The sequence below is a fragment of the Tabrizicola soli genome (assembly GCF_015999335.1).
Taxonomy (GTDB): domain Bacteria; phylum Pseudomonadota; class Alphaproteobacteria; order Rhodobacterales; family Rhodobacteraceae; genus Tabrizicola; species Tabrizicola soli.
Genome location: NZ_JAEACP010000004.1, coordinates 188,689 through 209,446, shown reverse-complemented (window position 1 = coordinate 209,446; position 20,758 = coordinate 188,689). Strand labels below are relative to the sequence as shown.

At 68.7% G+C, this 20,758-nt stretch carries 20 protein-coding genes; 11 read left to right on the top strand and 9 right to left on the bottom strand.

Going from position 1 to position 20,758, the window contains the following annotated elements:
* Nucleotides 1–43: 43 nt before the first annotated feature.
* The gene (locus I7S92_RS05215; RefSeq protein ID WP_197642423.1) at nucleotides 44–829 is read left to right on the top strand and encodes an MlaA family lipoprotein; all 786 of its coding nucleotides are present in this window, start codon (nucleotides 44–46) and stop codon (nucleotides 827–829) included.
* Nucleotides 819–1,427 (top strand): MlaC/ttg2D family ABC transporter substrate-binding protein, encoded by a 609-nt coding sequence (locus I7S92_RS05210; RefSeq protein ID WP_197642422.1) that lies wholly within the window; start codon nucleotides 819–821, stop codon nucleotides 1,425–1,427. Before I7S92_RS05215 ends, I7S92_RS05210 begins: the two co-directional genes overlap by 11 nt.
* Before the next feature lie 66 nt (nucleotides 1,428–1,493).
* On the opposite strand, the gene I7S92_RS05205 is transcribed toward I7S92_RS05210, so the two are convergent.
* On the bottom strand, nucleotides 1,494–3,845 hold the full coding sequence (locus I7S92_RS05205) for a transglycosylase domain-containing protein (protein ID WP_197642421.1): 2,352 nt from the start codon (nucleotides 3,843–3,845) through the stop codon (nucleotides 1,494–1,496).
* A gap of 266 nt (nucleotides 3,846–4,111) precedes the next feature.
* Here I7S92_RS05205 and I7S92_RS05200 point away from each other — a divergent pair, with 266 nt between their 5' ends.
* Entirely contained in the window at nucleotides 4,112–5,413 is a 1,302-nt protein-coding gene (locus I7S92_RS05200) for an ammonium transporter (RefSeq protein WP_197642420.1), read from the top strand.
* A gap of 132 nt (nucleotides 5,414–5,545) precedes the next feature.
* Nucleotides 5,546–6,409: a DMT family transporter gene (locus I7S92_RS05195; RefSeq protein ID WP_197642419.1), complete on the top strand. Its 864-nt coding sequence runs from the start codon at nucleotides 5,546–5,548 to the stop codon at nucleotides 6,407–6,409.
* Here the strand turns inward: I7S92_RS05195 and I7S92_RS05190 are convergent.
* The 5 genes from I7S92_RS05190 to smpB all read right to left on the bottom strand — a co-directional run bounded on the left by I7S92_RS05190 (nucleotide 6,406) and on the right by smpB (nucleotide 10,341).
* A complete protein-coding gene (locus tag I7S92_RS05190; RefSeq protein ID WP_197642418.1) occupies nucleotides 6,406–7,278 on the bottom strand; it encodes an EamA family transporter in 873 nt (290 codons plus the stop codon). The two genes, I7S92_RS05195 and I7S92_RS05190, sit on opposite strands and share 4 nt — an antisense overlap.
* Nucleotides 7,279–7,284: 6 nt before the next feature.
* A complete protein-coding gene (locus I7S92_RS05185; protein WP_197642417.1) occupies nucleotides 7,285–8,460 on the bottom strand; it encodes an amino acid aminotransferase in 1,176 nt (391 codons plus the stop codon).
* A 15-nt stretch (nucleotides 8,461–8,475) separates the two neighbouring features.
* Entirely contained in the window at nucleotides 8,476–9,339 is an 864-nt protein-coding gene (gene sseA / locus I7S92_RS05180; RefSeq protein WP_197642416.1) for a 3-mercaptopyruvate sulfurtransferase, read from the bottom strand.
* Nucleotides 9,340–9,444: 105 nt separating this feature from the next.
* Complete coding sequence (locus I7S92_RS05175) at nucleotides 9,445–9,723, bottom strand: hypothetical protein (protein WP_197642415.1); 279 nt, start codon at nucleotides 9,721–9,723, stop codon at nucleotides 9,445–9,447.
* 138 nt (nucleotides 9,724–9,861) lie between these two features.
* A complete protein-coding gene (smpB, locus tag I7S92_RS05170) occupies nucleotides 9,862–10,341 on the bottom strand; it encodes an SsrA-binding protein SmpB (protein WP_197642414.1) in 480 nt (159 codons plus the stop codon).
* Between the two features lie 303 nt (nucleotides 10,342–10,644).
* On the opposite strand from smpB, the gene I7S92_RS05165 reads away from it, so the two are divergent.
* Nucleotides 10,645–11,712 carry a serine/threonine-protein kinase gene (locus tag I7S92_RS05165; protein ID WP_197642413.1) on the top strand — a complete coding sequence of 356 codons (1,068 nt, stop codon included), beginning with the start codon at nucleotides 10,645–10,647 and terminating at the stop codon, nucleotides 11,710–11,712.
* Here the strand turns inward: I7S92_RS05165 and I7S92_RS05160 are convergent.
* Complete coding sequence (locus tag I7S92_RS05160; RefSeq protein WP_197642412.1) at nucleotides 11,709–13,634, bottom strand: lytic transglycosylase domain-containing protein; 1,926 nt, start codon at nucleotides 13,632–13,634, stop codon at nucleotides 11,709–11,711. The genes I7S92_RS05165 and I7S92_RS05160 overlap by 4 nt on opposite strands.
* Nucleotides 13,635–13,770: 136 nt before the next feature.
* Between I7S92_RS05160 and dapA the strand changes: the two genes are divergently transcribed.
* The 3 genes from dapA to I7S92_RS05145 all read left to right on the top strand — a co-directional run bounded on the left by dapA (nucleotide 13,771) and on the right by I7S92_RS05145 (nucleotide 16,636).
* Nucleotides 13,771–14,643 (top strand): 4-hydroxy-tetrahydrodipicolinate synthase, encoded by an 873-nt coding sequence (dapA, locus tag I7S92_RS05155; RefSeq protein ID WP_197642411.1) that lies wholly within the window; start codon nucleotides 13,771–13,773, stop codon nucleotides 14,641–14,643.
* 122 nt (nucleotides 14,644–14,765) lie between these two features.
* Entirely contained in the window at nucleotides 14,766–15,794 is a 1,029-nt protein-coding gene (locus tag I7S92_RS05150; protein WP_197642410.1) for a trans-3-hydroxy-L-proline dehydratase, read from the top strand.
* Entirely contained in the window at nucleotides 15,791–16,636 is an 846-nt protein-coding gene (locus I7S92_RS05145; RefSeq protein ID WP_287866793.1) for a DMT family transporter, read from the top strand. Before I7S92_RS05150 ends, I7S92_RS05145 begins: the two co-directional genes overlap by 4 nt.
* A gap of 42 nt (nucleotides 16,637–16,678) precedes the next feature.
* Here the strand turns inward: I7S92_RS05145 and rlmH are convergent, their stop codons facing one another.
* Nucleotides 16,679–17,149: a 23S rRNA (pseudouridine(1915)-N(3))-methyltransferase RlmH gene (gene rlmH, locus I7S92_RS05140; RefSeq protein ID WP_197642409.1), complete on the bottom strand. Its 471-nt coding sequence runs from the start codon at nucleotides 17,147–17,149 to the stop codon at nucleotides 16,679–16,681.
* Entirely contained in the window at nucleotides 17,149–17,637 is a 489-nt protein-coding gene (rsfS, locus tag I7S92_RS05135) for a ribosome silencing factor (RefSeq protein ID WP_386001848.1), read from the bottom strand. Before rsfS ends, rlmH begins: the two co-directional genes overlap by 1 nt.
* Nucleotides 17,638–18,012: 375 nt before the next feature.
* On the opposite strand from rsfS, the gene leuC reads away from it, so the two are divergent.
* The 3 genes from leuC (at nucleotide 18,013) to I7S92_RS05120 (ending at nucleotide 20,580) form a co-directional block, all read left to right on the top strand.
* Nucleotides 18,013–19,434 carry a 3-isopropylmalate dehydratase large subunit gene (leuC, locus tag I7S92_RS05130; protein WP_197642408.1) on the top strand — a complete coding sequence of 474 codons (1,422 nt, stop codon included), beginning with the start codon at nucleotides 18,013–18,015 and terminating at the stop codon, nucleotides 19,432–19,434.
* 2 nt (nucleotides 19,435–19,436) lie between these two features.
* Complete coding sequence (gene leuD / locus I7S92_RS05125) at nucleotides 19,437–20,042, top strand: 3-isopropylmalate dehydratase small subunit (RefSeq protein ID WP_197642407.1); 606 nt, start codon at nucleotides 19,437–19,439, stop codon at nucleotides 20,040–20,042.
* A gap of 73 nt (nucleotides 20,043–20,115) precedes the next feature.
* On the top strand, nucleotides 20,116–20,580 hold the full coding sequence (locus I7S92_RS05120) for a gluconokinase (RefSeq protein WP_197642406.1): 465 nt from the start codon (nucleotides 20,116–20,118) through the stop codon (nucleotides 20,578–20,580).
* Nucleotides 20,581–20,758: the final 178 nt, after the last annotated feature.

Sequence of the window (20,758 nt, the reverse complement as noted above, 5' to 3'; positions counted from 1 at the left end):
CGTCCGGTCGTGACAGGGGGGCGGGTTGCGGAACTGTAGGTCCATGGGTCTGAAGAATTCATTTACGTCCGGGCGCCGCAGGGTCGGCCTGCTTGCCGTCCTGACGATGCAGGCGGGGCTGGCGGGCTGCGCCGGCGCGCCGGGGCCGGACGGGATCAACGATCCCTATGAGGCGACCAACCGCAAAGTGCATGCCTTCAACCGCGGCGTGGACCGGGCGCTGGTCGGCCCCGCGGCCGAGGGTTACGGCAGCGTCGTGCCCGAGCCGGTGCAGCGCGTCGTGGGCAACGTCGCCGACACGCTGGACCTGCCGGGCGACATCGCGAACAACCTGCTGCAGCTGCGCATCGCCGATGCGGGCCAGAACTCGCTGCGGCTGACGATGAACCTGATCTTCGGGATCGGCGGCCTGTTCGACTTCTCGACCGCCATCGGGCTTCCGGGCAAGCCGACCGACTTCGGCGAGACGCTGCATGTCTGGGGCGTGGGCGAGGGGGTCTATGTGGAACTTCCCTTCGCCGGGCCCTCGACCGCGCGGGACGCGGCGGGAATGGCGGTGGACGTGGTGCTGAACCCGGTGCGGCTGGCCCTGCCGGACAAGGAAGCGACGGCGGCCACGGTGCTGAAGCTCTTCTCACGGCTTGGTGACCGCAATCGTTACTCGGATACGATCGATTCCATCCTATATGAAAGCGCGGACAGCTATGCCCAGGCGCGGCTTCTCTACCTGCAGAACCGCCGGTTCGAACTGGGGCAGGAGGCAGGCGCGGCCGAAGGCGCTGGCGACGAAGGCTTCATCGACCCCTACGAGGACCCCTATGCCGAATGAGATCATCCTGACGCGCCGCGCCTTCGCGGCTGGACTGGCCGTGACGGCCGCCGCGCTGGCGCTGCCCCTGCCGGCGCAGGCGCTGACGGCCGATCAGGCGCGTTCGCTCGTCGACAAGACGGTGGCGGACATCAACTCCATCATCAACTCGGGCAAGTCCGAAGGCGCGATGCTGGGCGATTTCGAACGGCTTTTCGCCCGCTACGCCGATGTGCCGGCGATCGCGCGCTCGGTCCTGGGGCCGGCGGCGCGGCAGGCGTCCAAGGCGCAGCTCTCGGCCTATACCAAAGCGTTCCAGGGCTACATCAGCCGCAAGTATGGCCGCCGCTTCCGCGAGTTCATCGGCGGGCGGATCGAGGTGGCCGATGCGCGTAAGGTGAAAAGCTTCTACGAGGTGATCTCGACCGCGCATCTGAAGGGCGAGGCCCCGTTCGAGGTGCGCTGGCATGTGTCGGACAAGTCCGGCAAGAGCCTGTTCTTCAACATCATCATCGAGGGCGTGAACATGCTGGCCTCCGAGCGCACCGAGATGGGCGCGCTGCTGGACCAGCGCGGCGGCGACCTTGACCGGCTGATCAAGGATCTCGCCAGGCTCTGACTGCGCGGAAGATGAATGATGAGGCCCCTTGATCGCCTGATCAGGGGGCCTTTCCTATTCGGTGCCTCAGTTCCGCGGCGCGCCCAGGATCTCGTCCAGGATCTGCTCGGCCAGGTCGTCCGCGCCAAGGCCGCCGCCTTCGACGGGGCCTTCCTTCACCGCGCCCTCGGGGAGCGGGCCCTCGATATAGGGCACATCCCCGGGCAAGGGCGCGGTATAGGCCTCGGGCAGGGGGGCCTCATAGCCCTGGCCGTCGAAGACCGGGGCGTCAGGATCGTTGAAATAGGGCACTTCCTCGGCGGTGACGGCGCCTTCGGTGGTGCTGGGGTCGATCGGCGCATAGGTGGAATCCGGCACCTCGGTCAGCAGCGGCCTGGCCGGGACGCCTTCGTTGATCCGCACCATGACCTCGTGCCAGATCTCGGCCGGAAGGCCGCCGCCGGTGACGCCGGAAAGCGGGCTGTTGTCGTCATAGCCCATCCAGACGCCCACCACATAATCGGCGGTGAAGCCCACGAACCAGGCGTCCCGCGCGCTTTGCGTGGTGCCGGTCTTGCCCGCAGCCGGCCGGTCGTCGAGCCGGGCGCGGCCGCCGGTGCCGGAGTCCAGCACCTCGCGCATCATGTAGGTCAGCGCCCGCGCCGCCTTCTCCGAGATCACGCGCTCGCCGATGCCGCCGCCCGCGCCGAACAGTTCCTCGTCCATCCCCTTCAGCTTCAGCGCCTGCAGGCCATAGGGCGTGACGGCCGAGCCGCCGTTCAGGATGCCGGCGAAGGCGCCGGTCATGTCGATCAGGGTGGATTCCGACACGCCGAGCGCCAGCGCCGGGCCGTCGGCGAAATTCTGCGCCAGGCCGAAGTCGGTGGCGACCTGCTTGACCAGGTCGCGGCCCACCGCCTCGGACACCCGGACGGCCGGGATGTTGCGGCTTTCGGCCAGGGCCTGGGTCAGGGTGATCCGGCCCTTGAACGTCTTGTCATAGTTCTGCGGGCACCAGTCCCCCGACCCGGCGGTGTAGATGCAGAGCGGCGTATCCTCGACCAGATCCATCGGGCTGTAGCCAAGGTCCATCGCCACGGCATAGACGAAGGGCTTGAACGTCGATCCGGTCTGCCGCAGCGCCTGGGTAGCGCGGTTGAAATCGCCCGCGTTCGGGGTGTTGCGCCCACCGACCATGGCCCGCACCGCGCCGTCCGCGCTCATCACCACGATGGCGGCCTGGGCTTTCGAGCCCGCCTTGACCTTGTTCTCGAACACCCAGGCCAGCGCCTCCTCGGCCTGCCGCTGCATGGTCTGGTCCAGCGTCGTCTCGATCACCACATCCTCGGTGGTGTCGCGGGCGAGATAGTCGGGAGTCGTCTCCATCACCCAGTCGGCGAAATAGCCGCCTGACTTCTGCTTGGCCGCCTTGGACAGCACGGCCGGATTGGCCCGCGCCTCGTCCGCCTGGGCCTTGGTCAGGAAGCCCTGCTCCTCCATCAGCCCGATCACCACGGCGGCGCGGTTGCGCGCCCGCTCCATGCTGGAGGTCGGCGCATAGGTCGAGGGGGCCTTCAGAAGCCCTGCAAGCATCGCCGCCTCGGCCGCGGTCACGTCCTTGGCGGACTTGCCGAAATAGCGTTGCGCGGCGGCCTCGAACCCCCGGGTGCCCGCGCCGAGATAGGCGCGGTTGAGGTAGATCGTCAGGATCTCCTCCTTGGAATACTTGGTCTCCATCGCGATGGAGAAGGGGACTTCCTTGATCTTGCGCCACATGCCGCCCTGACGGCAGTCACGCTCGTAATCGGTCTCGGACTTCCACTGCTTGGGGTCCCATTGCACGCCAAGGCACAGAAGCTTGGCTGTCTGCTGGGTGATGGTCGAGCCGCCGTTGCCCTCGAAGGCCCCGCGGCCCTCGGACAGGTTGATGCGGATGGCGCTGGCGATGCCGCGGGGGCTGACGCCGTAATGCCAGTAGAACCGCTTGTCCTCGGTCGCGATCACCGCGTCATGCAGGAAGGGCGAGACGCTTTCGGCGGTGATCATGCCGCCGAAGGTCTCGCCCCGCCAGGCGAAGACCTCGCCCTCGCGGTCGAGCATGGTGACCGAGCCCCGGGCGCGGCCGTCGATCAGCTCGGCCACCGGGGGAAGCTGGGCGTAGAAATACCAGACGATGCCGCCGAGGATCAGCGCGCCGATCGCGGTGGCGCGCCAGGCGATGCCCCAGAGGACGCGCCAGACCATCAGGAAGAAGCCGAGGACCAGCCCGTGCTGCCGCCGGGGCGGACGGGCGCGCCGCGCCTTGCGCGCCCTGGCCGGCTTCGGCGCGGCGGGCTTGCGCGCGCCGCCATTGCCGCCCGGGCCGCCGTTGCCGCCCGTGCGCGCCGAATACCGCTTGTCCGCGACCAGGGGACGCTTGCCCCCGCTACCTGCTGCCATGCCCGATGTCCGCCATTGGAACGAGGCCGGTTCCCGGCCTGATTGGGCGCAACATAGCGGGCTTTGTCGGGAAAGCGAAGGTTGCTGCATCCGATTCGCCTTAACCTGCCGCTCAAAAACCGGGCATCGCGGCGCGGAAGTGCCGGAATTTTGTCTAAGGGGCCTGCCCGGGCCCGGTCGCGGGTGCGGAATCCTTGTCCCGATGCCGCCTTGCCCCGCCTCATCGGGGCGACTGGCGTGGAAGAAAGGAACCGACCGTGAAGCCGATGCTTGCAGCAATCCCGACCCTGGCCCTCATGGCCGGCCTGCCCGCCCGGGCCGAGGCGGTCGCCCCGGTGATGGACAGGGGCGATGTCGGCTGGATGATGGTCGCGACGGTGCTGGTCCTGCTCATGACCGTGCCGGGCCTCGCGCTGTTCTACGGCGGGCTGGTGCGGTCGAAGAACATGCTTTCGATCCTGATGCAGACGACGGCCATCGCCTGCGTGATGATGCTGGTCTGGGTGGTCTACGGCTATTCCCTGGCCTTCGGCGGCTCGACCAGCCCGCTCTGGGGCGGCACGGGCAAGCTGTTCCTGGCCGGAGTGACCCCCGACAGCATGGCCGCGACCTTCAGCCCGGACCGTGTCATCCCGGAATACTTGTTCATCGCCTTCCAGATGACCTTCGCCGCGATCACTCCGGCGCTGATCATCGGCGGCTTTGCCGAGCGGGTGAAGTTCGGCGCGGTCCTGGTCTTCTCGGTCCTCTGGGCCACGTTCTCGTACTTTCCGATCGCGCATATGGTCTGGGACGCGAGCGGCTATCTCTACGGCCGGGGGGCGATCGACTTTGCCGGGGGGACGGTGGTGCATATCAACGCCGGGATCGCGGCGCTGGTGGGCGCGCTGGTGATCGGGCCGCGCCTCGGCTACGGCCGCGACAACATGGCGCCGCATTCCATGGTGATGACGATGATCGGCGCCGCGCTGCTGTGGGTCGGCTGGTTCGGCTTCAACGTCGGCTCGAATCTCGAGGCGAATGGCGGGGCGGCGCTGGCGATGCTGAACACCTTCATCGCCCCGGCCGCGGCGACGCTGGTCTGGTGCCTGCTGGAGGCGGCGCAGCGCGGCAAGGCCAGCCTCCTCGGCGCGGTTTCGGGGATGGTGGCCGGTCTCGTCGCCATCACCCCGGCCTGCGGCACGGTCGGCCCGATGGGTGCGGTCGCGCTGGGCGTGCTGGCGACGCTGGCCTGCTATGTCTTCGTGACGGTGGTGAAGATCCGCCTGGGCTATGACGACAGCCTGGACGTCTTCGGCATCCACGGCATCGGCGGCATCGTCGGGGCCATCCTGACCGGGGTCTTCTCGGCGACGGCTTTCGGCGGGGTGAAGGGCGGGGATTACGCGATCCTGCCGCAGCTCTGGATCCAGGCCGAGGGCGTGCTGCTGACCCTGGTCTGGTCGGCGACCGTCTCTTACGCTGCGTTCAAGCTGGTCGACCTGACCATGGGCCTGCGCGTGGACCGCGAGACCGAGCGGCAGGGCCTGGACCTTACCAGCCATGGCGAGCAGGCCTATCACAGCTGAGCCGCGCGGGATCCCTCCTCGTTCGACTTCGTCACTCCTCGCCGGCCCTGGCGAGGAGTGACGAAGTCATCGACGAGCCGCCCTTTCGCTTGCCGGCTGCACGGTCTAGGGTCCGCCCGGCAAGGAGCGGTGATGCAGACCGAAGGCGATGCGTTGAAGGGCGTGGCGATGGTGGCGGTGGCGACGCTGCTCTTCGCCGCCGGCGACACGATGGGCAAGCACCTTGCCCTGCTTTACGCCACCACGCTGATCCTTGCCGCGCGCTACGCGCTGAACCTCGCCTTCGTCGCGGCGACCATGGCCCCCCGCCATCGCGGCGCCATCTGGCGGACGCGGCGCACCTGGCTGGTACTGGTGCGCGGCCTCAGCCTTGCGCTGGCCTCGGTCACCATGCTGCTGGCGCTGCGGGTCATGCCGGTGGCCGAGACGGTCGCGATCATGTACATCACGCCGGTCCTCGTCATGCTGGCCTCGGCCCGTTTCCTGGGCGAGCGGATCAGCCCGATCGGCTGGCTGGGGGCGATCCTCGGCTTTTCCGGCGTCCTTCTGATCGCGCGGCCGGGCAGCGGGCTTGACCCCGGGGGCGTCGGGCTGATGCTGGTCAACGCGTTTCTGGGCACGGTCTATCACGTCCTGACCCGCGTCCTCAGCCGGACCGAGACGACGATGGCGCTGATGTTCCATACTGCGCTGGTGGGAACGGTCCTGTTTCTGGCCGCGGTTGTGGTGCTGGGTCCCGGCCCGCTGCCCGGCGTGCTGGACCTGGGCCTGATCCTGGCCCTCGCGGCGCTGTCGACGCTGGGCCATCTCCTCCTGACCTCGGCCTATCGCGAGGCCCCGGCCTCGCTCCTCGCGCCGGTCAACTACCTGCACATCGCTTTCGCCACGGTGCTGGGCTGGGCCGCCTTCGCGCAGATCCCGGACGCGCCCGGCTTCACCGGCATGGCCCTGATCGCCTCGGCGGGTCTGCTGGCGGCCTGGCGGGCCAGCCGCTAGGCCAGCGAGATCAGCGCGGTCCCGGCCACCGCCAGCGCCGCCCCGGCCCAGGCGGCGGGGCCGGGCAAGCGGCGGGTGACGGTCCAGACCATCGGCAGGATCAGGATCGGCGTCGTCGAGGACAGGGTGGTCACGATCCCCACATCGCCCCGCGCCAGCGCGGCCATCAGCAGCGACATGCCGATGAACATGCCGGTCAGCGCGGAAAGCCCGATCCGGCGCGCATCGGGCAGCGCCAGCGGCGCGGTCGGCCGCAGGCGGGGCACCGAGAGGAGCAGCGCGAAGAACAGGACCGCAAGGAAGGTGCGGATCGCGATGGCGGTGAAAGGCTCGGTTCCGGCCAGCATCGCGGGGCGGGCGGTCAGGTTGCCAAGCGCCTGCATCAGCGCCGTGACCAGACCCAGCGCCGTGCCCAGCCCGAGTGTGCGCATCTTGCCGATGCCGTCCGCCCCGCGCGGACCAAGGATCGCCAGCACGATCCCGGCAAGGATCAGGACCACGCCAAGCCCCTGCGCGGGCGAAATCGTCTCGTCCCGGAACAGGAAGCCAAGCGCCAGGGCGAAGGGGGCCGAGAGAGTGAAGAACAGCGCGAACAGGCGCGGGCCCAGGGTCTTGATCGCGGCGATGTAGGTCAGCCCGCCGATCATCACCCCGGTCGCCGAGGAAGCGGCAAGCCAGAGAAAGCCGTCGGCGGTCACCGTCCTCCAGCCGCCAAGGACCAGCGCAGCGGCTGCGGTCAACAGGCAGGCGAAGATCATCTGCCAGCGCACCAGTTGCAGCGCGCCCACGCGAGAGGACACGCCGTCGACGTAGAGCGAGCCGAGCGCGAAGCAGGCCGCCGCCGCGAGGGACAGGACGACGGCCAGCATGACGCGTCAGATCACCTGCGCGATGGCGGCGGCGAGGACCGGGACGGTCTTGGCGTTCAGCCCGGCGATGTTGATCCGGCTGTCGCCGACCATGTAGATACCATGCTCCTCGCGCAGGCGGGTCACCTGCGCCTCGGTCAGGCCCAGGCGGCTGAACATGCCGCGGTGATGCGCGACAAAGTCGAAGCGGTCGGAGTTCGTCGCCCGGCGCAGCTCGTCGGCCAGCTGCTTGCGCAAGGACAGCATGTTCTGGCGGACTTCCTCCAGCTCGGCCTTCCAGTCGGCGGTCAGGGCCTGATCCTCGAGGATCATCGTCACCAGCCGCGCGCCGTGGTCGGGCGGGAAGCTGTAGTTCTGCCGGTTCAGGAAGTTCAGGTTGCCCTGCACCACCGCCTTGCGGTCGGGCGAGGTGAGGGCGACCAGGATCCCGGTCCGCTCGCGGTAGATGCCGAAGTTCTTGCTGCAGGAGGCGGCGATCAGCACTTCCGGGAAGGCGGCGGCGACCTTGCGGGTAGCGGCAGCGTCTTCCTCCAGCCCGTCGCCGAAGCCCTGGTAGGCAAGGTCGACGAAGGGCACCGCCTTCTTCTTCTGCAGAAGGGCGATCACCTGATCCCACTGGCCGGGCGTCAGGTTCGCGCCGGTCGGGTTGTGGCAGCAGCCATGCAGCAGCACAGCATCGCCCGCCGCGACGCCTTCGAGGTCCGCCATCAGCCCCGTGAAGTCGATGCCCGAGGTGGCGGTGTCGAAGTAGCGGTATTCCACCCCGGTCATGCCGAGGTATCTCACGATCGACGGATGGTTCGGCCAGGTCGGTGCCGACATCCAGACCCGGGCCCTGGGGTTGGCCATGCGGATCAGCTCCAGCGCCTGCCGGATCGCACCCGTCCCGCCGGGAGTGGCGACCGAGGCCGCGCGGTCGGCGTAGCCCTCGCCCAGGATCATCCCGACCAGGGCTGCGTTATAGGCGGGCTCGCCGGCCAGACCCGTATAGGTCTTGGTCGTCTCGACCTCCCACAGCTTCTTCTCGGCCGCCTTCACGGCGCGCATCACCGGCGTCAGGCCGGTCGCGTCCTTGTAGACGCCGACGCCAAGGTCGATCTTCGTGGTCCGCGGATCCTCGCGGAACATGGCGATGAGGGCCAGGATCTTGTCCTGCGGCTGGGGGTTCAGGGTCTCGAGCATCTCGTCCTCTGGGCGTCACGGCCCGGTTGCGACCCGCAGGTCGTCGTACATGCCCCATTCGGCCCAGGAGCCGTCATAGAGCGCATGGTTGCGGTGGCCGATCCGTTCCAGCGCAAGGCTCAGCACCGCCGCCGTCACACCCGAGCCGCAGGTGGTGATCGCGGGCTTCTTCAGGTCGACGCCTGCCGTCTCGAACAGGGCCTTCAGCCCGGCCGGGGATTTCATCGTGCCGTCGGGATTCAGCACCTCCGCCGCGGGGATATTGCGCGAGCCGGGGATATGGCCGCCGCGCAGGCCGGGCCGGGGCTCCGGCGCCTCGCCCCGGAAGCGCGGGGCGGGGCGGGCGTCCAGGATCTCGGCCTCGGCCAGCTTGGCGGCATGGGCGACCTGGGTGACGTCCTTGACCAGATGGTTCTGACGGGAAACGGTGATGTGCCGGTCGCGGATCACCGGGGGCATGTCCTCGATCTCGCGGCCCTCGGCCTGCCATTTCGGGAAACCGCCGTCCAGCACCGCCACGTCGGTCTTGCCCATCAGCCGGAAGGTCCACCAGACCCGCGCCGCGCTGAACAGGCCGGAGCCATCATAGACCACCACCTGATGCCCATCGCCGACACCCATGGCGCGCAGGCGCGAGATGAACTTCTCGGGCGGCGGGGCCATGTGCGGCAGGTCTGAACGCTGGTCGGAAATCTCGTCGATGTCGAAGAAACGCGCGCCGGGGATATGGGCGGCGGCATATTCCGCCTTCGCGTCGCGGTTCTGGGCGGGCAGGTACCAGCTTGCGTCCAGCACCCGCAGGTCGGGATCGCGCAGGTGCTTCGCCAGCCAGTCGGTCGAGACCAGCGTCTTCGGGTCATCCTGCGGCGAAGGGGTCATCTGGCGTCTCCCGGAGGCGTCACCGGGATATACAAGCGCCTGAAGGGGCGGCGCAAGCGGGCATCAGGCGGCGCAGGGGCCAAAGCCGCCCCCGCGCCGCCGAAATCACTTCGCGAGCGTCTTTTTCAGGAGGCCGACGATCGCGGTCAGCACCGCCCCGCCGACGCCCCCGCCCGCGACCGACTGGATGATCGCGTTCAGGTCGAGCCCCGCCGCCGCAGCCCCGGCATCGCCGCCCAGCATCCCCATGAGAATGCCGCCAAGCGCGCCCCCTGCGGCACCGACGGCCGAATTGCCCGCCGTCCCGAGGTTCGCATTCTTCAGACCCATGCCGGCGAGATTGCCGCCGACGAGGCCCGCGATGATCTGGATGATCAACTCCATGCCCATGCCCACAACCTTTCCCTTTTGCCGGGTCCCGGTCTCCGGAATGGCCCGGCTTTGCCCCGGACTTGCTGCCCGGTAGGCGGAATCATGCCAGAAAAGGGCGAATCCGGCAAGGAATTGCAGAAATGCGACCTGTCAATCGCGGCTGTTCTGTTTCAGCAGCCGCGCTTTCTGCCGGTCCCAGTCGCGTTTCGCGCTGGTTTCGCGCTTGTCGGCAAGCTTCTTGCCCTTGGCGATGCCCAGCTTCAGCTTCACGATGCCGCGGTCGTTGAAATACATCTTCATCGGCACGATGGTCATGCCCTCGCGCCCGACCGCCGACCAGAGCCGCCCGAGTTCCTTGCGCGAAACCAGCAGCTTGCGCCGACGTCGCTCCTCATGCCCGAAGGTCTTGGCCTGCAGGTAGGGCGCGATGTAGCCGTTGATCAGCCACAGCTCGCCGCCCTCGACGCTGGCATAGCTCTCCGCGATGTTCGCGCCGCCCTGCCGCAGCGACTTCACCTCGGAGCCGTAAAGCACGATCCCGGCCTCGAGATCGCTTTCGATGTGATAGTCGAACCGCGCCCGCCGGTTCTCGGCGATCAGTCTGGAATTGGGATCGGATTTCGCAACCATGATCGCCGTGAGATAAGGTCTGGCCGGGCCTTAGTCCAGAAGCTTCGCCGAGCGGACCGGCGCCTCCGGGACCCGGCGTGTGAGGGCTTCGGCCCCAGATCGCTCTGGAAACGGCTAATTTGCCCGCCAGAGTTGTGCCGCATAAGCGGCAGGTAACCCTATCGTCGGATTTTCACCGTACTGCCAGAATTCTTCCCGAAATGGTTCCAATTTGGCTGGACTTTAAACAAATCAGTTCGTTCTGGTGCGCACCAGTCCGGCACCTCCCAGATCTGCCGGAAGCGAGTCGCAAGGATGAGTGCCGTGAGTACCGAGCTGGAGCCCGAGGATTGGGGTGACGAGCTGGCGCCGGGAACCGAGTTGTTCCACGGCCAGTATGTGATCGAGCGGCACCTGCGGTCCGGCGGATTCGGCATCACCTATCTGGCGCGCGACAGCCTGCAGCGGCGTGTGGTCATCAAGGAATGTTTTCCCCAGGGCCTGTGCATGCGCCCCAGCCGCGCGGTGCGGGCGCGCTCGCGCACCTATGGCGCGGGTGTGTCGACGCTGATCCAGAAATTCGTCGGCGAGGCGCAGGCCCTGGCGCGGATCAGCCATCCCAACGTGGTCCGCGTCCACCAGGTGTTCGAGGACAACGACACCGCCTATATGGTGCTCGACTTCATCGAGGGCCGCGAACTGGGTGACGAGATCGCCGAGGCGCCGCTTGCCCCGCGGGAAATCCGCGCGGCGCTGCTGCAGCTTCTGGATGCGGTGGCGGTGATCCACGACAGCGGGCTTCTGCACCGCGACATCTCGCCGGACAACATCATGCTGGACACACAGCGCAGGCCGGTGCTGATCGACTTCGGGGCGGCACGCGATACCCTGCCGGGGGACAAGCGTCCGATCTCGACTGTGCATGTGGTGAAGGACGGCTATTCCCCGCAGGAGCTTTATGTCCAGGGCGCCGAGCAGGGGCCGTGGAGCGACCTCTACGCGCTGGCGGCCACCTTCCACCACCTGATCACGGGCGAGGCGCCGCCGAACAGCCAGCTGCGGCTTGCGGCGCTGGCCACCGGCGCGCCCGATCCTTATCGGCCGCTCGCCGGCCGGTTCGACGCCCATCCGCCCGCCTTCCTGGCGGCGATCGACAAGGCGCTTTCGGTCCTTGCGCGCGAAAGGATCCAGTCCGCCCGCGACTGGACGGCACGGATCAGCGGCGAGTCGTTGCCGCAGTTGCGGACACCGTCGCAGCCGCTGGCGCCGACGCAACCCGTGCCAAAGCCCCTCGCGCCCAGCCCCGAGCCGCGACTGATGGCGCTGGCCCGCGCGGTGGCCGGTGTGGCCGCGGTGCTGGCGCTGGGCGCGGTGATCATCTCGACCGTCTAGCCCTTCAGCTCCTCGGTGATCCTGACCGGCCCGACCGCACCCTTCAGCTTGGCGCGGTAGATCACCACGCCCTCGGCCACGCGCATCACATAGGTGCGGGTCTCGGCGAAGGGGATCGCCTCGACCCAGTCGATCACGTCCACATCCGGCCGACGGGGATCGCCGAACTCGGCCAGCCAGCCGCGCGGACGGCCTGGCCCCGCGTTGTAGCCCGAGGCGACCAGCGCGATCGAGGGGCCGAACTCCGCCACCATCTCGGCCAGATAGGCCGAGCCCATCTTCACGTTATAGGCCGGGTCCGACAGGAGCTTGCCCACCTCATGCGGCATGCCGAGCTTGCCCGCCATCAGCTTCGCCGTCCCCGGCAGGACCTGCATCAGCCCACGCGCGTCGGCCGAGGACCGCGCGCCCGGATCGAACTCGCTTTCCCGGCGCGAGATCGCCAGCGCCAGCGCCCGGCTGACCTTGAGGCCGTCGGGGACGAAGTCGGGCACCGGGTAATAGGCCGCGGGCAAGATCAGCCCGCGCTCGGCGGCGGCCTTGCCGATCAGGACGGCAAGGTGCGGCTCATTCCAGTCGGTGACCATCGCCGCCATCTGCGCCAGCCCCGTCGCGTCCTGGCTTTCCGCCAGATGCAGCAGGAAGCGCTTCGCCAGCGTCCGGTCGCCCGCCTGCCGCAAAAGCTCCGCCGCCTCCATCACCGAGGACTGGCGGAAGGCCGCGCCCTTCCAGTCGGGGGCCGCATTGCCGGTCAGCAGCCCGGCATCCAGCGACATCCCCAGCCGCTCGGCCGCGAGAAGGCCGTAATACGCGGTCTGGTGCGCCGCCGCCGCCTGGTAGCTGGCGGTGCCGTCCTGTCCCGCCGCCTCTTGCGCGCGACCGATCCAGTAATGCGCCCGCGCCAGGCTGATCGGGGTCGAGACTCCAGCCAGAAGATGCTGGAAATGCTTCAGCGCCGTTCCCGGATCGTCCAGCCGCCGCAGCGCGATGAAGCCGGCCAGGAACTCCAGGTCGGCATAGGCGGCCCCGCCCTCCAGATGGTGGCTGGCTGCGACGCGATAGGCCTCGGCCGGGCGGCCCTGGCGCATCAGCCAGCGGGTCAGGGTCGTACGCCGCTCGGCCCAGGCCTCGGGCCGGCCCAGAAGGTCGGCGTTGGCCGAGCGTTCCAGGATCAGCGGCAGCGCCTCGTCGTAAAGGTCGCGCTTCATGCGCCAGATGAAGCGGTCCAGCGCCAGACCCGCATCCCCGGCCCGCGCTTTCGGCACCGCGCCGATCAGCGCGGTCACGCCCTTTTCGTCGTTCTGCAATGCGATTCGCGCCCGGGCCAGGGCGCGCAGGTCCTCGGGCACTCGGGCGAGCATCCGGTTGGCCTGCCCGGGCCTGCCGGACCATAGCAGATTGTCCAGCCGCAGTTCATGGACGAAGCCCACCGCATCGGGCGCAAGCGCGAGCAGCGCCGCCTCCTCCTCCGGGGTGAAGGACAGTTCGGCCCAGGCGCGCATCGCCTCGGTCTCGGCATCGGCCATGCGCCCGGCGGCCTGCAGGGCGCGGACATAGGCCAGCGCGCCGGCCCCGGTCTCTGGCAGGCCACCGCTGAACCAGGCGATCACCCGCGCCGGATCGGTCGAGCGCGCCACCGCCTCCTCGCCCTTCTCGCGCAGGAGCGGCAAGCCGGGCCAGTCCGGCCTGTGGGCAAGGAAATCCTCGTACTCGCCCAGCCGCCCTTCGCCGTCCCGCAGTCGCTGCCATTCCACCAGATCGCGGCCCACGCCCGCAGGCGCCACCGCCAGCGCGCCGTCCCAGTCCTTGCCCGAAGCCAGCTCCAGCGCCGTGCGCAGCGCCTGCGACGGATCAGCCTGAACCGGGCCGGCCAGAAGCGTTGCCGCGACCAGAAGCGCGCGAAGATGTTTTCTGTCCCTCATGGGATGAATCTGCCAAAGCGGGCGGCGCGCCACAACCCACGACTGCGTTAGCGGCAAGTCTTGGCATTGCAGGGGCCAGCCGCTATGAGAAACGCGCTTTCTAGGGCAATTCCGCCCCATCACGAGGAGAAGCGTCATGATCAGAGGGTCCCTTCCAGCCCTGGTGACGCCGTTCAAGAACGGCGAGCTGGATCTGGTGACGCTGAAGAAACTCGTGGACTGGCATATCGCCGAGGGGTCGCATGGCATCGTCCCGGTCGGGACCACCGGCGAAAGCCCGACGCTCAGCCATGCCGAGCACCAGAAAGTGATCGAGGAAGTCGTCGCGGCCGTCGCGGGCCGGGTGCCGGTGATCGCGGGCGCGGGCTCGAACAACACGGTCGAGGGCATCAGCCTGATGCGCCATGCCGAGAAGGTCGGCGCCACCGCCGCGCTGGTCGTGACGCCTTACTACAACAAGCCCACGCAGGCCGGGATGGTCGCGCATTTCACCGCGCTGCACGACTGCTGCCAGCTGCCGATCGTGATCTACAACATCCCCGGCCGGTCCGTGGTGGACATGACGCCCGAGACGATGGGCGTTCTTGCGAAACTGCCCCGGATCATCGGCGTCAAGGATGCGACCGGCAAGATCGAGCGCGTCTCGATGCAGCGCGCCGCCTGCGGGACGGATTTCATCCAGCTCTCGGGCGAGGATGCGACCGCGCTCGGCTTCAACGCGCATGGCGGCGTGGGCTGCATCAGCGTCACCGCGAACGTGGCCCCGCGCCTCTGCGCCGAGTTCCAGGAAGCCACCCTGCGCGGCGATTACGCGAAGGCACTGGAGCATCAGGACAAGCTGATGCCGCTGCACGAGGCGATCTTCATCGAGCCGGGTCTCGTCGGCGCGAAATATGCGCTGTCGGTCCTGGGCCTGTGTTCCGAAGAGGTGCGCCTGCCGCTGGTCGGGCTGACCGAGGGGACCAAGGCCCGGATCAAGGCGGCGATGAAGCACGCCGGGCTGATCTAGGGACCAAATTCCTTCGAAGGAATTTGCAAATCTTTTCGAAAAGATTTGCGCCCCGTCACACTCGGCGGGGCGCTTGCCATTTCCGTCCCACCCGCGCAACTTGCGCCTCCGGAGGCCCCCCAATGCGCAGCTCGAAAACCATCCATGTCATCTCGGCCCATGCCGAAGGCGAAGTCGGCGATGTCATCGTCGGCGGCGTCGCCCCGCCGCCCGGCGAAACCCTGTGGGAGATGCGCGACTGGCTCTGGCGCAACCAGACCCTGCGCAACTTCGTCCTGAACGAACCCCGCGGCGGGGTGTTCCGGCACGTCAACCTGCTGGTTCCGCCCAAGGATCCCCGCGCGCAGATGGGCTTCATCATCATGGAGCCCGAGGACAACCCGCCGATGTCCGGCTCGAACTCGATCTGCGTCGCGACCGTGCTTCTGGACAGCGGCATCATCCCGATGACCGAGCCGGTCACCGAACTGACCCTGGAAGCCCCGGGCGGTCTGGTCACCGTCCGCGCCGACTGCCGCAACGGCAAGGCCGAGCGCATCCATGTCCGCAACCTGCCCTCCTTTGCCGACCGGCTGGGTGTGCCGCTGGATGTGCCGGGGCTTGGCCGGCTGACCGTGGACACCGCCTATGGCGCCGACAGTTTCGTCGTGGTCGACGCCACGGCGCTGGGCTTCACCCATTCGCCCAAGGACGCCCATGCCATGGCGAAGCTCGGCGTCCAGATCACCACGGCGGCGGATGAGCAGTTGGGCTTCACCCATCCCGAAAACCCCGACTGGCGGCATTTCTCCTTCTGCCTTTTCGCCGGCCCGCTGCAGAAGGTCGCCGACGGCTGGGAGACCAGCCACGCCGTCTCGATCCGCCCCGGCAAGATCGACCGCTCGCCCACCGGCACTGCCGTTTCCGCGCGCCTCGCGATCCTGGCGGCACGCGGCCAGATCGGGCCGGGCCAGGTGCTGCGCGCCCGCTCGCTGATCGGCGGCCAGTTCGAGGGGCGGATCGTCGGCGCGGCCAAGGTCGGCCACCTGGATGCGATCCTGCCGGAAATCTCGGGCCGCGCCTGGATCACCGGCACGCATCAGCACATGCTGGACCCGGCCGATCCCTGGCCCGAGGGCTATCGTCTGTCCGACACCTGGGGCGCGCGGTGAGCCAGAACCAGCGCGGCGCGCTGTACATGTCGGCCTCGATGGCGGGATTCGCGGTCGAGGATGTGCTGGTGAAGGCCGCCGCGCGCGAGATGCCGCTGGCCCAGGTCCTGCTGGTGATCGGGCTGGCGGGGATGCTGATCTTCGCCGCGATGGCGGCCCGCAGGGGCGAGGCCGTCCTGCCCGCCGCCTTCCTGTCGCGCGCCATGCTGGTCCGTTCCGCATTCGAGGTGACGGGGCGGCTCTTCTATGGCCTGGCGATCACGCTGACCGCGCTTTCCACCACCTCGGCGCTGTTGCAGGCGACGCCGCTGGTGGTGGTGGCCGGCGCGGCGCTGATCTTCGGCGAGAAGGTCGGCCCTACGCGCTGGCTCGCGGTGCTTCTGGGCTTTGCCGGGGTGCTGGTGATCCTGCGGCCGGGGGCGGATTTCTCGCCCCTGTCGCTTCTGGCGGTGGTGGGATTCCTCGGCTTTGCGGGGCGCGACCTGGCGACGCGGGCGGCCCCTAGGGGAATGTCGAACCGCCAGCTTGGCGCGCTGGGCTTCGCCATGCTGGCGCTCGCCGGGGCGATCCTCATGGCGGTAGAGGCTGACGCGGTGGTGCCGGGCCTGCGCGGCCTGGCGCTTCTGGCCGGGGGGACGCTGTTTGCCGTGCTGGGCTACCACGGCCTGACCTTCGCCATGCGGACCGGCGAGGTCTCGGCGGTCACCCCCTTCCGTTATACGCGGCTGGTCTTTGCCATGGTGCTGGCGATGGCGCTGTTCGGCGAGCGGCCGGATCTTGCCACCTGGATCGGCGCGGCGATGGTCGTGGGCTCGGGCGTGGTCGCGCTGCGGCGGGGCTGAGGCGCAGGCGTAGGGTGGGTGAATCACCCACCCTGCCGGGCGTCAGACCCGGTGATAGGGGCTGCCTGCAAGGATCGTCGCCGCGCGATACAGCTGTTCGGCCGCCATCACCCGGACCAGCATGTGCGGCCAGACCATCCGCCCGAAGCTGAGCACCAGATCCGCCCGCGCCCGCAGGCCGGGGTCCACCCCGTCGGCCCCGCCGATCACCAGCGCCGCGTCCTGCCGTCCGCCATCGCGCCACTGCGCCAGCGCCTGTGCGAATTCCGGGCTGGAGAGCGTCTTTCCCCTTTCGTCCAGCACGCAAAGCGCCGCGCCCGCGGGGATCGCGCGGGACAACAGCGCCGCTTCCGCTGCCATGCCGCCGCCCTTCCTGTCCTCGACCTCATGCTCGGTCGCGGGGCCAAGGCCAAGGGGCCGCCCGGTCCGCTCCAGCCGGGCAAGGTAGTCGTCGACCAGCGCGCGCTCGGGGCCCGCGCGCAACCGGCCCACGGCGCAGAGGTGGAGCCGCATCAGCCCTGGGCAGAGCGGGTCGATCCCGCAGGCAGCCACATCTTCTCCAGCTGGTAGAACTCGCGCACCTCGGGGCGGAAGACGTGGACGATCACGTCGCCCGCGTCGATCAGCACCCAGTCGCCGGTTTCCTTCCCCTCCATCCGGACGGAAATCCGCAGTTCCTGCTTCAGCCGGTCGGCCAGTTTCTCGGAGATCGAGGCGACCTGGCGCGACGACCGGCCCGAGCAGATCACCATGTAGTCCGCCACGTCCGAACGGCCGCGCAGGTCGATCTGGACGACGTCCTCGGCCTTGTCGTCATCGACGGATTTCAACACCAGCGCCAGCACATCCTGGGAGCTGTGCCCTTCGCTGACTGGGGCGGCGGGCGTCGGGCGCGGGCCGACCGGCAGGCCGGTGGCGGGATCGGAATGCGACAGGACCTGGTCCTCCTGGAAAAGCGCGGCAACGGGCCCCCGCGCCGGGCCGTGGATCAAGACTAGCACCGGGAGGGCCCGATCTCAACCAAGCGCGGGCGGCTACGCCTTATTCCGCGCCAAGGCAAGCGCCCAGGTCCCGGCGGCGGCGCGGGCGAAGGGCGGCGGAGCCTCCGGCGGGAGTATTTGTCGAAAGAGCAAGAGCGGGCGCCCACACAGGGAGCCGGGAAGGGTCCCTTCCGCAAGGGGTGTTGCCAGCTTGCCTGGCGGGCGTTTCGGGATTATATCGGCGGCATGTCCGGGTTCATCTACTTCGACATCACCGACCACGCGCGGCTTCCGGCCCGTTTTTTCGGCATGACCCGCACGATCCTCGCCCGCGCCTGACGCGGATCGCCGCCCCTTCGTCCTTCCCAAGCCATCCCGAACCTGAAGGTGAGAGCCATGACCGCTCCGCGCACGCTTTATGACAAGATCTGGGACGACCACGTCGTCCACCAGGCCGAGGACGGCACCTGCCTCCTCTACATCGACCGCCACCTGGTCCATGAAGTGACCAGCCCCCAGGCCTTCGAGGGCCTGCGCATGACCGGCCGCAAGGTGCGCGCGCCGGAGAAGACCATTGCCGTACCGGACCACAACGTGCCGACGACGCAGGGCCGCGAGAACCCGGAGCAGATGCCCGAGGAAAGCCGCATCCAGGTCGCCGCGCTGGACAAGAACGCCAGGGATTTCGGGATCAACTACTATCCCGTCACCGATATCCGCCAGGGCATCGTCCACATCGTCGGCCCCGAACAGGGCTGGACCCTGCCGGGCATGACCGTGGTCTGCGGTGACTCGCATACCGCGACCCACGGGGCCTTCGGCGCGCTGGCGCACGGGATCGGGACGTCGGAGGTCGAGCATGTGCTCGCCACCCAGACCCTGATCCAGAAGAAGTCGAAGAACATGAAGGTCGAGATCACCGGGTCGCTCCGCCCCGGCGTCACGGCCAAGGACATCACCCTCTCGGTCATCGGCGCCACCGGCACGGCGGGCGGCACCGGCTATGTCATCGAATACTGCGGCCAGGCGATCCGCGAGCTGTCGATGGAAGGCCGGATGACCGTCTGCAACATGGCGATCGAGGGCGGCGCGCGCGCGGGTCTCATTGCGCCGGACGAGAAGACCTTCGCCTATGTCATGGGCCGTCCCCATGCGCCGAAGGGCGCGAAGTGGGAAGCGGCGCTGGCCTACTGGAAGACGCTCTACACCGATGAAGGCGCGCATTTCGACAAGGTGGTGACGATCAAGGGCGAGGATATCGCCCCGGTCGTGACCTGGGGCACCAGCCCCGAGGACGTGCTGCCGATCACCGGCGCCGTTCCCTCGCCGGAGTCGTTCACCGGCGGCAAGGTCGACGCGGCGAGGCGGTCGATCGACTACATGGGCCTGACCGCCGGGCAGAAGCTGACCGACATCAAGATCGACACGGTCTTCATCGGCTCGTGCACCAATGGCCGGATCGAGGACCTGCGCGCCGCCGCGGCGATCCTGAAGGGCAAGAAGATCAAGGACGGGATGCGGGCGATGGTCGTTCCCGGCTCGGGTCTGGTGCGGGCGCAGGCCGAGGAAGAGGGCCTGGCGCAGATCTTCATCGACGCCGGTTTCGAATGGCGGCTCGCGGGCTGCTCGATGTGCCTCGCGATGAACCCCGACCAGTTGAGCCCAGGCGAACGCTGCGCGGCGACGTCGAACCGCAACTTCGAGGGCCGTCAGGGCCGGGGCGGGCGCACGCACCTGATGTCGCCCGCGATGGCGGCGGCGGCGGCGATCACCGGGCATCTGACCGATGTGCGCGAGTTGATGGGCGTGGAGGCCTGAGCATGGACAAGTTCACCACCCTGACCGGAATCGCGGCGCCGATGCCGCTGGTCAACATCGACACCGACATGATCATCCCCAAGCAGTTCCTGAAGACCATCCAGCGGTCGGGACTGGGGAAGAACCTGTTCGACGAGATGCGCTATACCCAGGACGGCAAGGAAATCCCGGATTTCGTGCTGAACCAGCCCGCCTACAGGCAGTCGCAGATCATCGTCGCCGGCGACAACTTCGGCTGCGGCTCCTCGCGCGAGCATGCGCCCTGGGCGCTTCTCGACTTCGGGATCCGCTGCGTGATCTCGACCTCGTTCGCGGACATCTTCTACAACAACTGCTTCAAGAACGGCATCCTGCCGGTGGTGCTGCCGCCCGAAGCCGTGGCGCATCTGATGGATGACGCGCGGAAGGGCGCCAACGCCCGGATCACCGTGGATCTGGAGGCGCAGACCGTCACCGCCTCGGACGGCAAGGTCTTTGCCTTCGAGGTCGACGCCTTCAAGAAGCACTGCCTGCTGAACGGGCTGGACGACATCGGCCTGACGCTGGAAAAGGCCGCCGCCATCGACGCCTTCGAGGCGAAGAACGCGAGCCTGCATCCCTGGGCATGACCCGGTGACGGCGGGGCCGCCTCTGCCCGACCCGTCCGCCACGGCGGGCGGCGGGGCGAGGCGGTTGGTCGTCATGGGCGTTTCCGGCTGCGGCAAGTCCTCGGTCGGGGCGGCCCTGTCGGCCCGGCTGGGCATCCCCTATGTCGAAGGCGACGCGCTGCATTCCCGGCAAGCGGTGGCGAAGATGCGGGCCGGAGTGCCGCTGACGGACGACGACCGCTGGCCCTGGCTGGACCGGGTGGCGCAGGTGCTGCACGACCGGGCCCCGGTGATCCTCGGTTGCTCGGCGCTGAAACGGGCCTACCGCGACCGGATCCGGGCCGGGGCAGGGGGGCCGGTGACCTTTGTCCATCTTTCGGGCAGCCGCGCGCTGATCGCCGCGCGGATGGCGGCGCGGTCCGGGCATTACATGCCGCTTGCGCTTCTCGACAGCCAGTTCGCGGCGCTGGAGCCGCCGGGGCCTGAAGAGGCGATCACGGTGGATATCGCCCTCGGCCTGCCGGAGCTGGTCGAAACCATCCTTTCCCGCCTGTCCTGACGTCCGGATCGAGGCGACTGCCGGAATGAGTGCTGCGCACGCGCCTTTCCTCTCGCGCTTTCGCGTGAAGAACGCGAAAGCGCTCGGCTGGGGGGGGGGGGGGGGGGGGCCCCCCCCCCCCCCCCGGGGGGGCCCCCCCCCCCCCCCCCCCCCCGCCGGGGGGGCGGGTGGGGGTGGG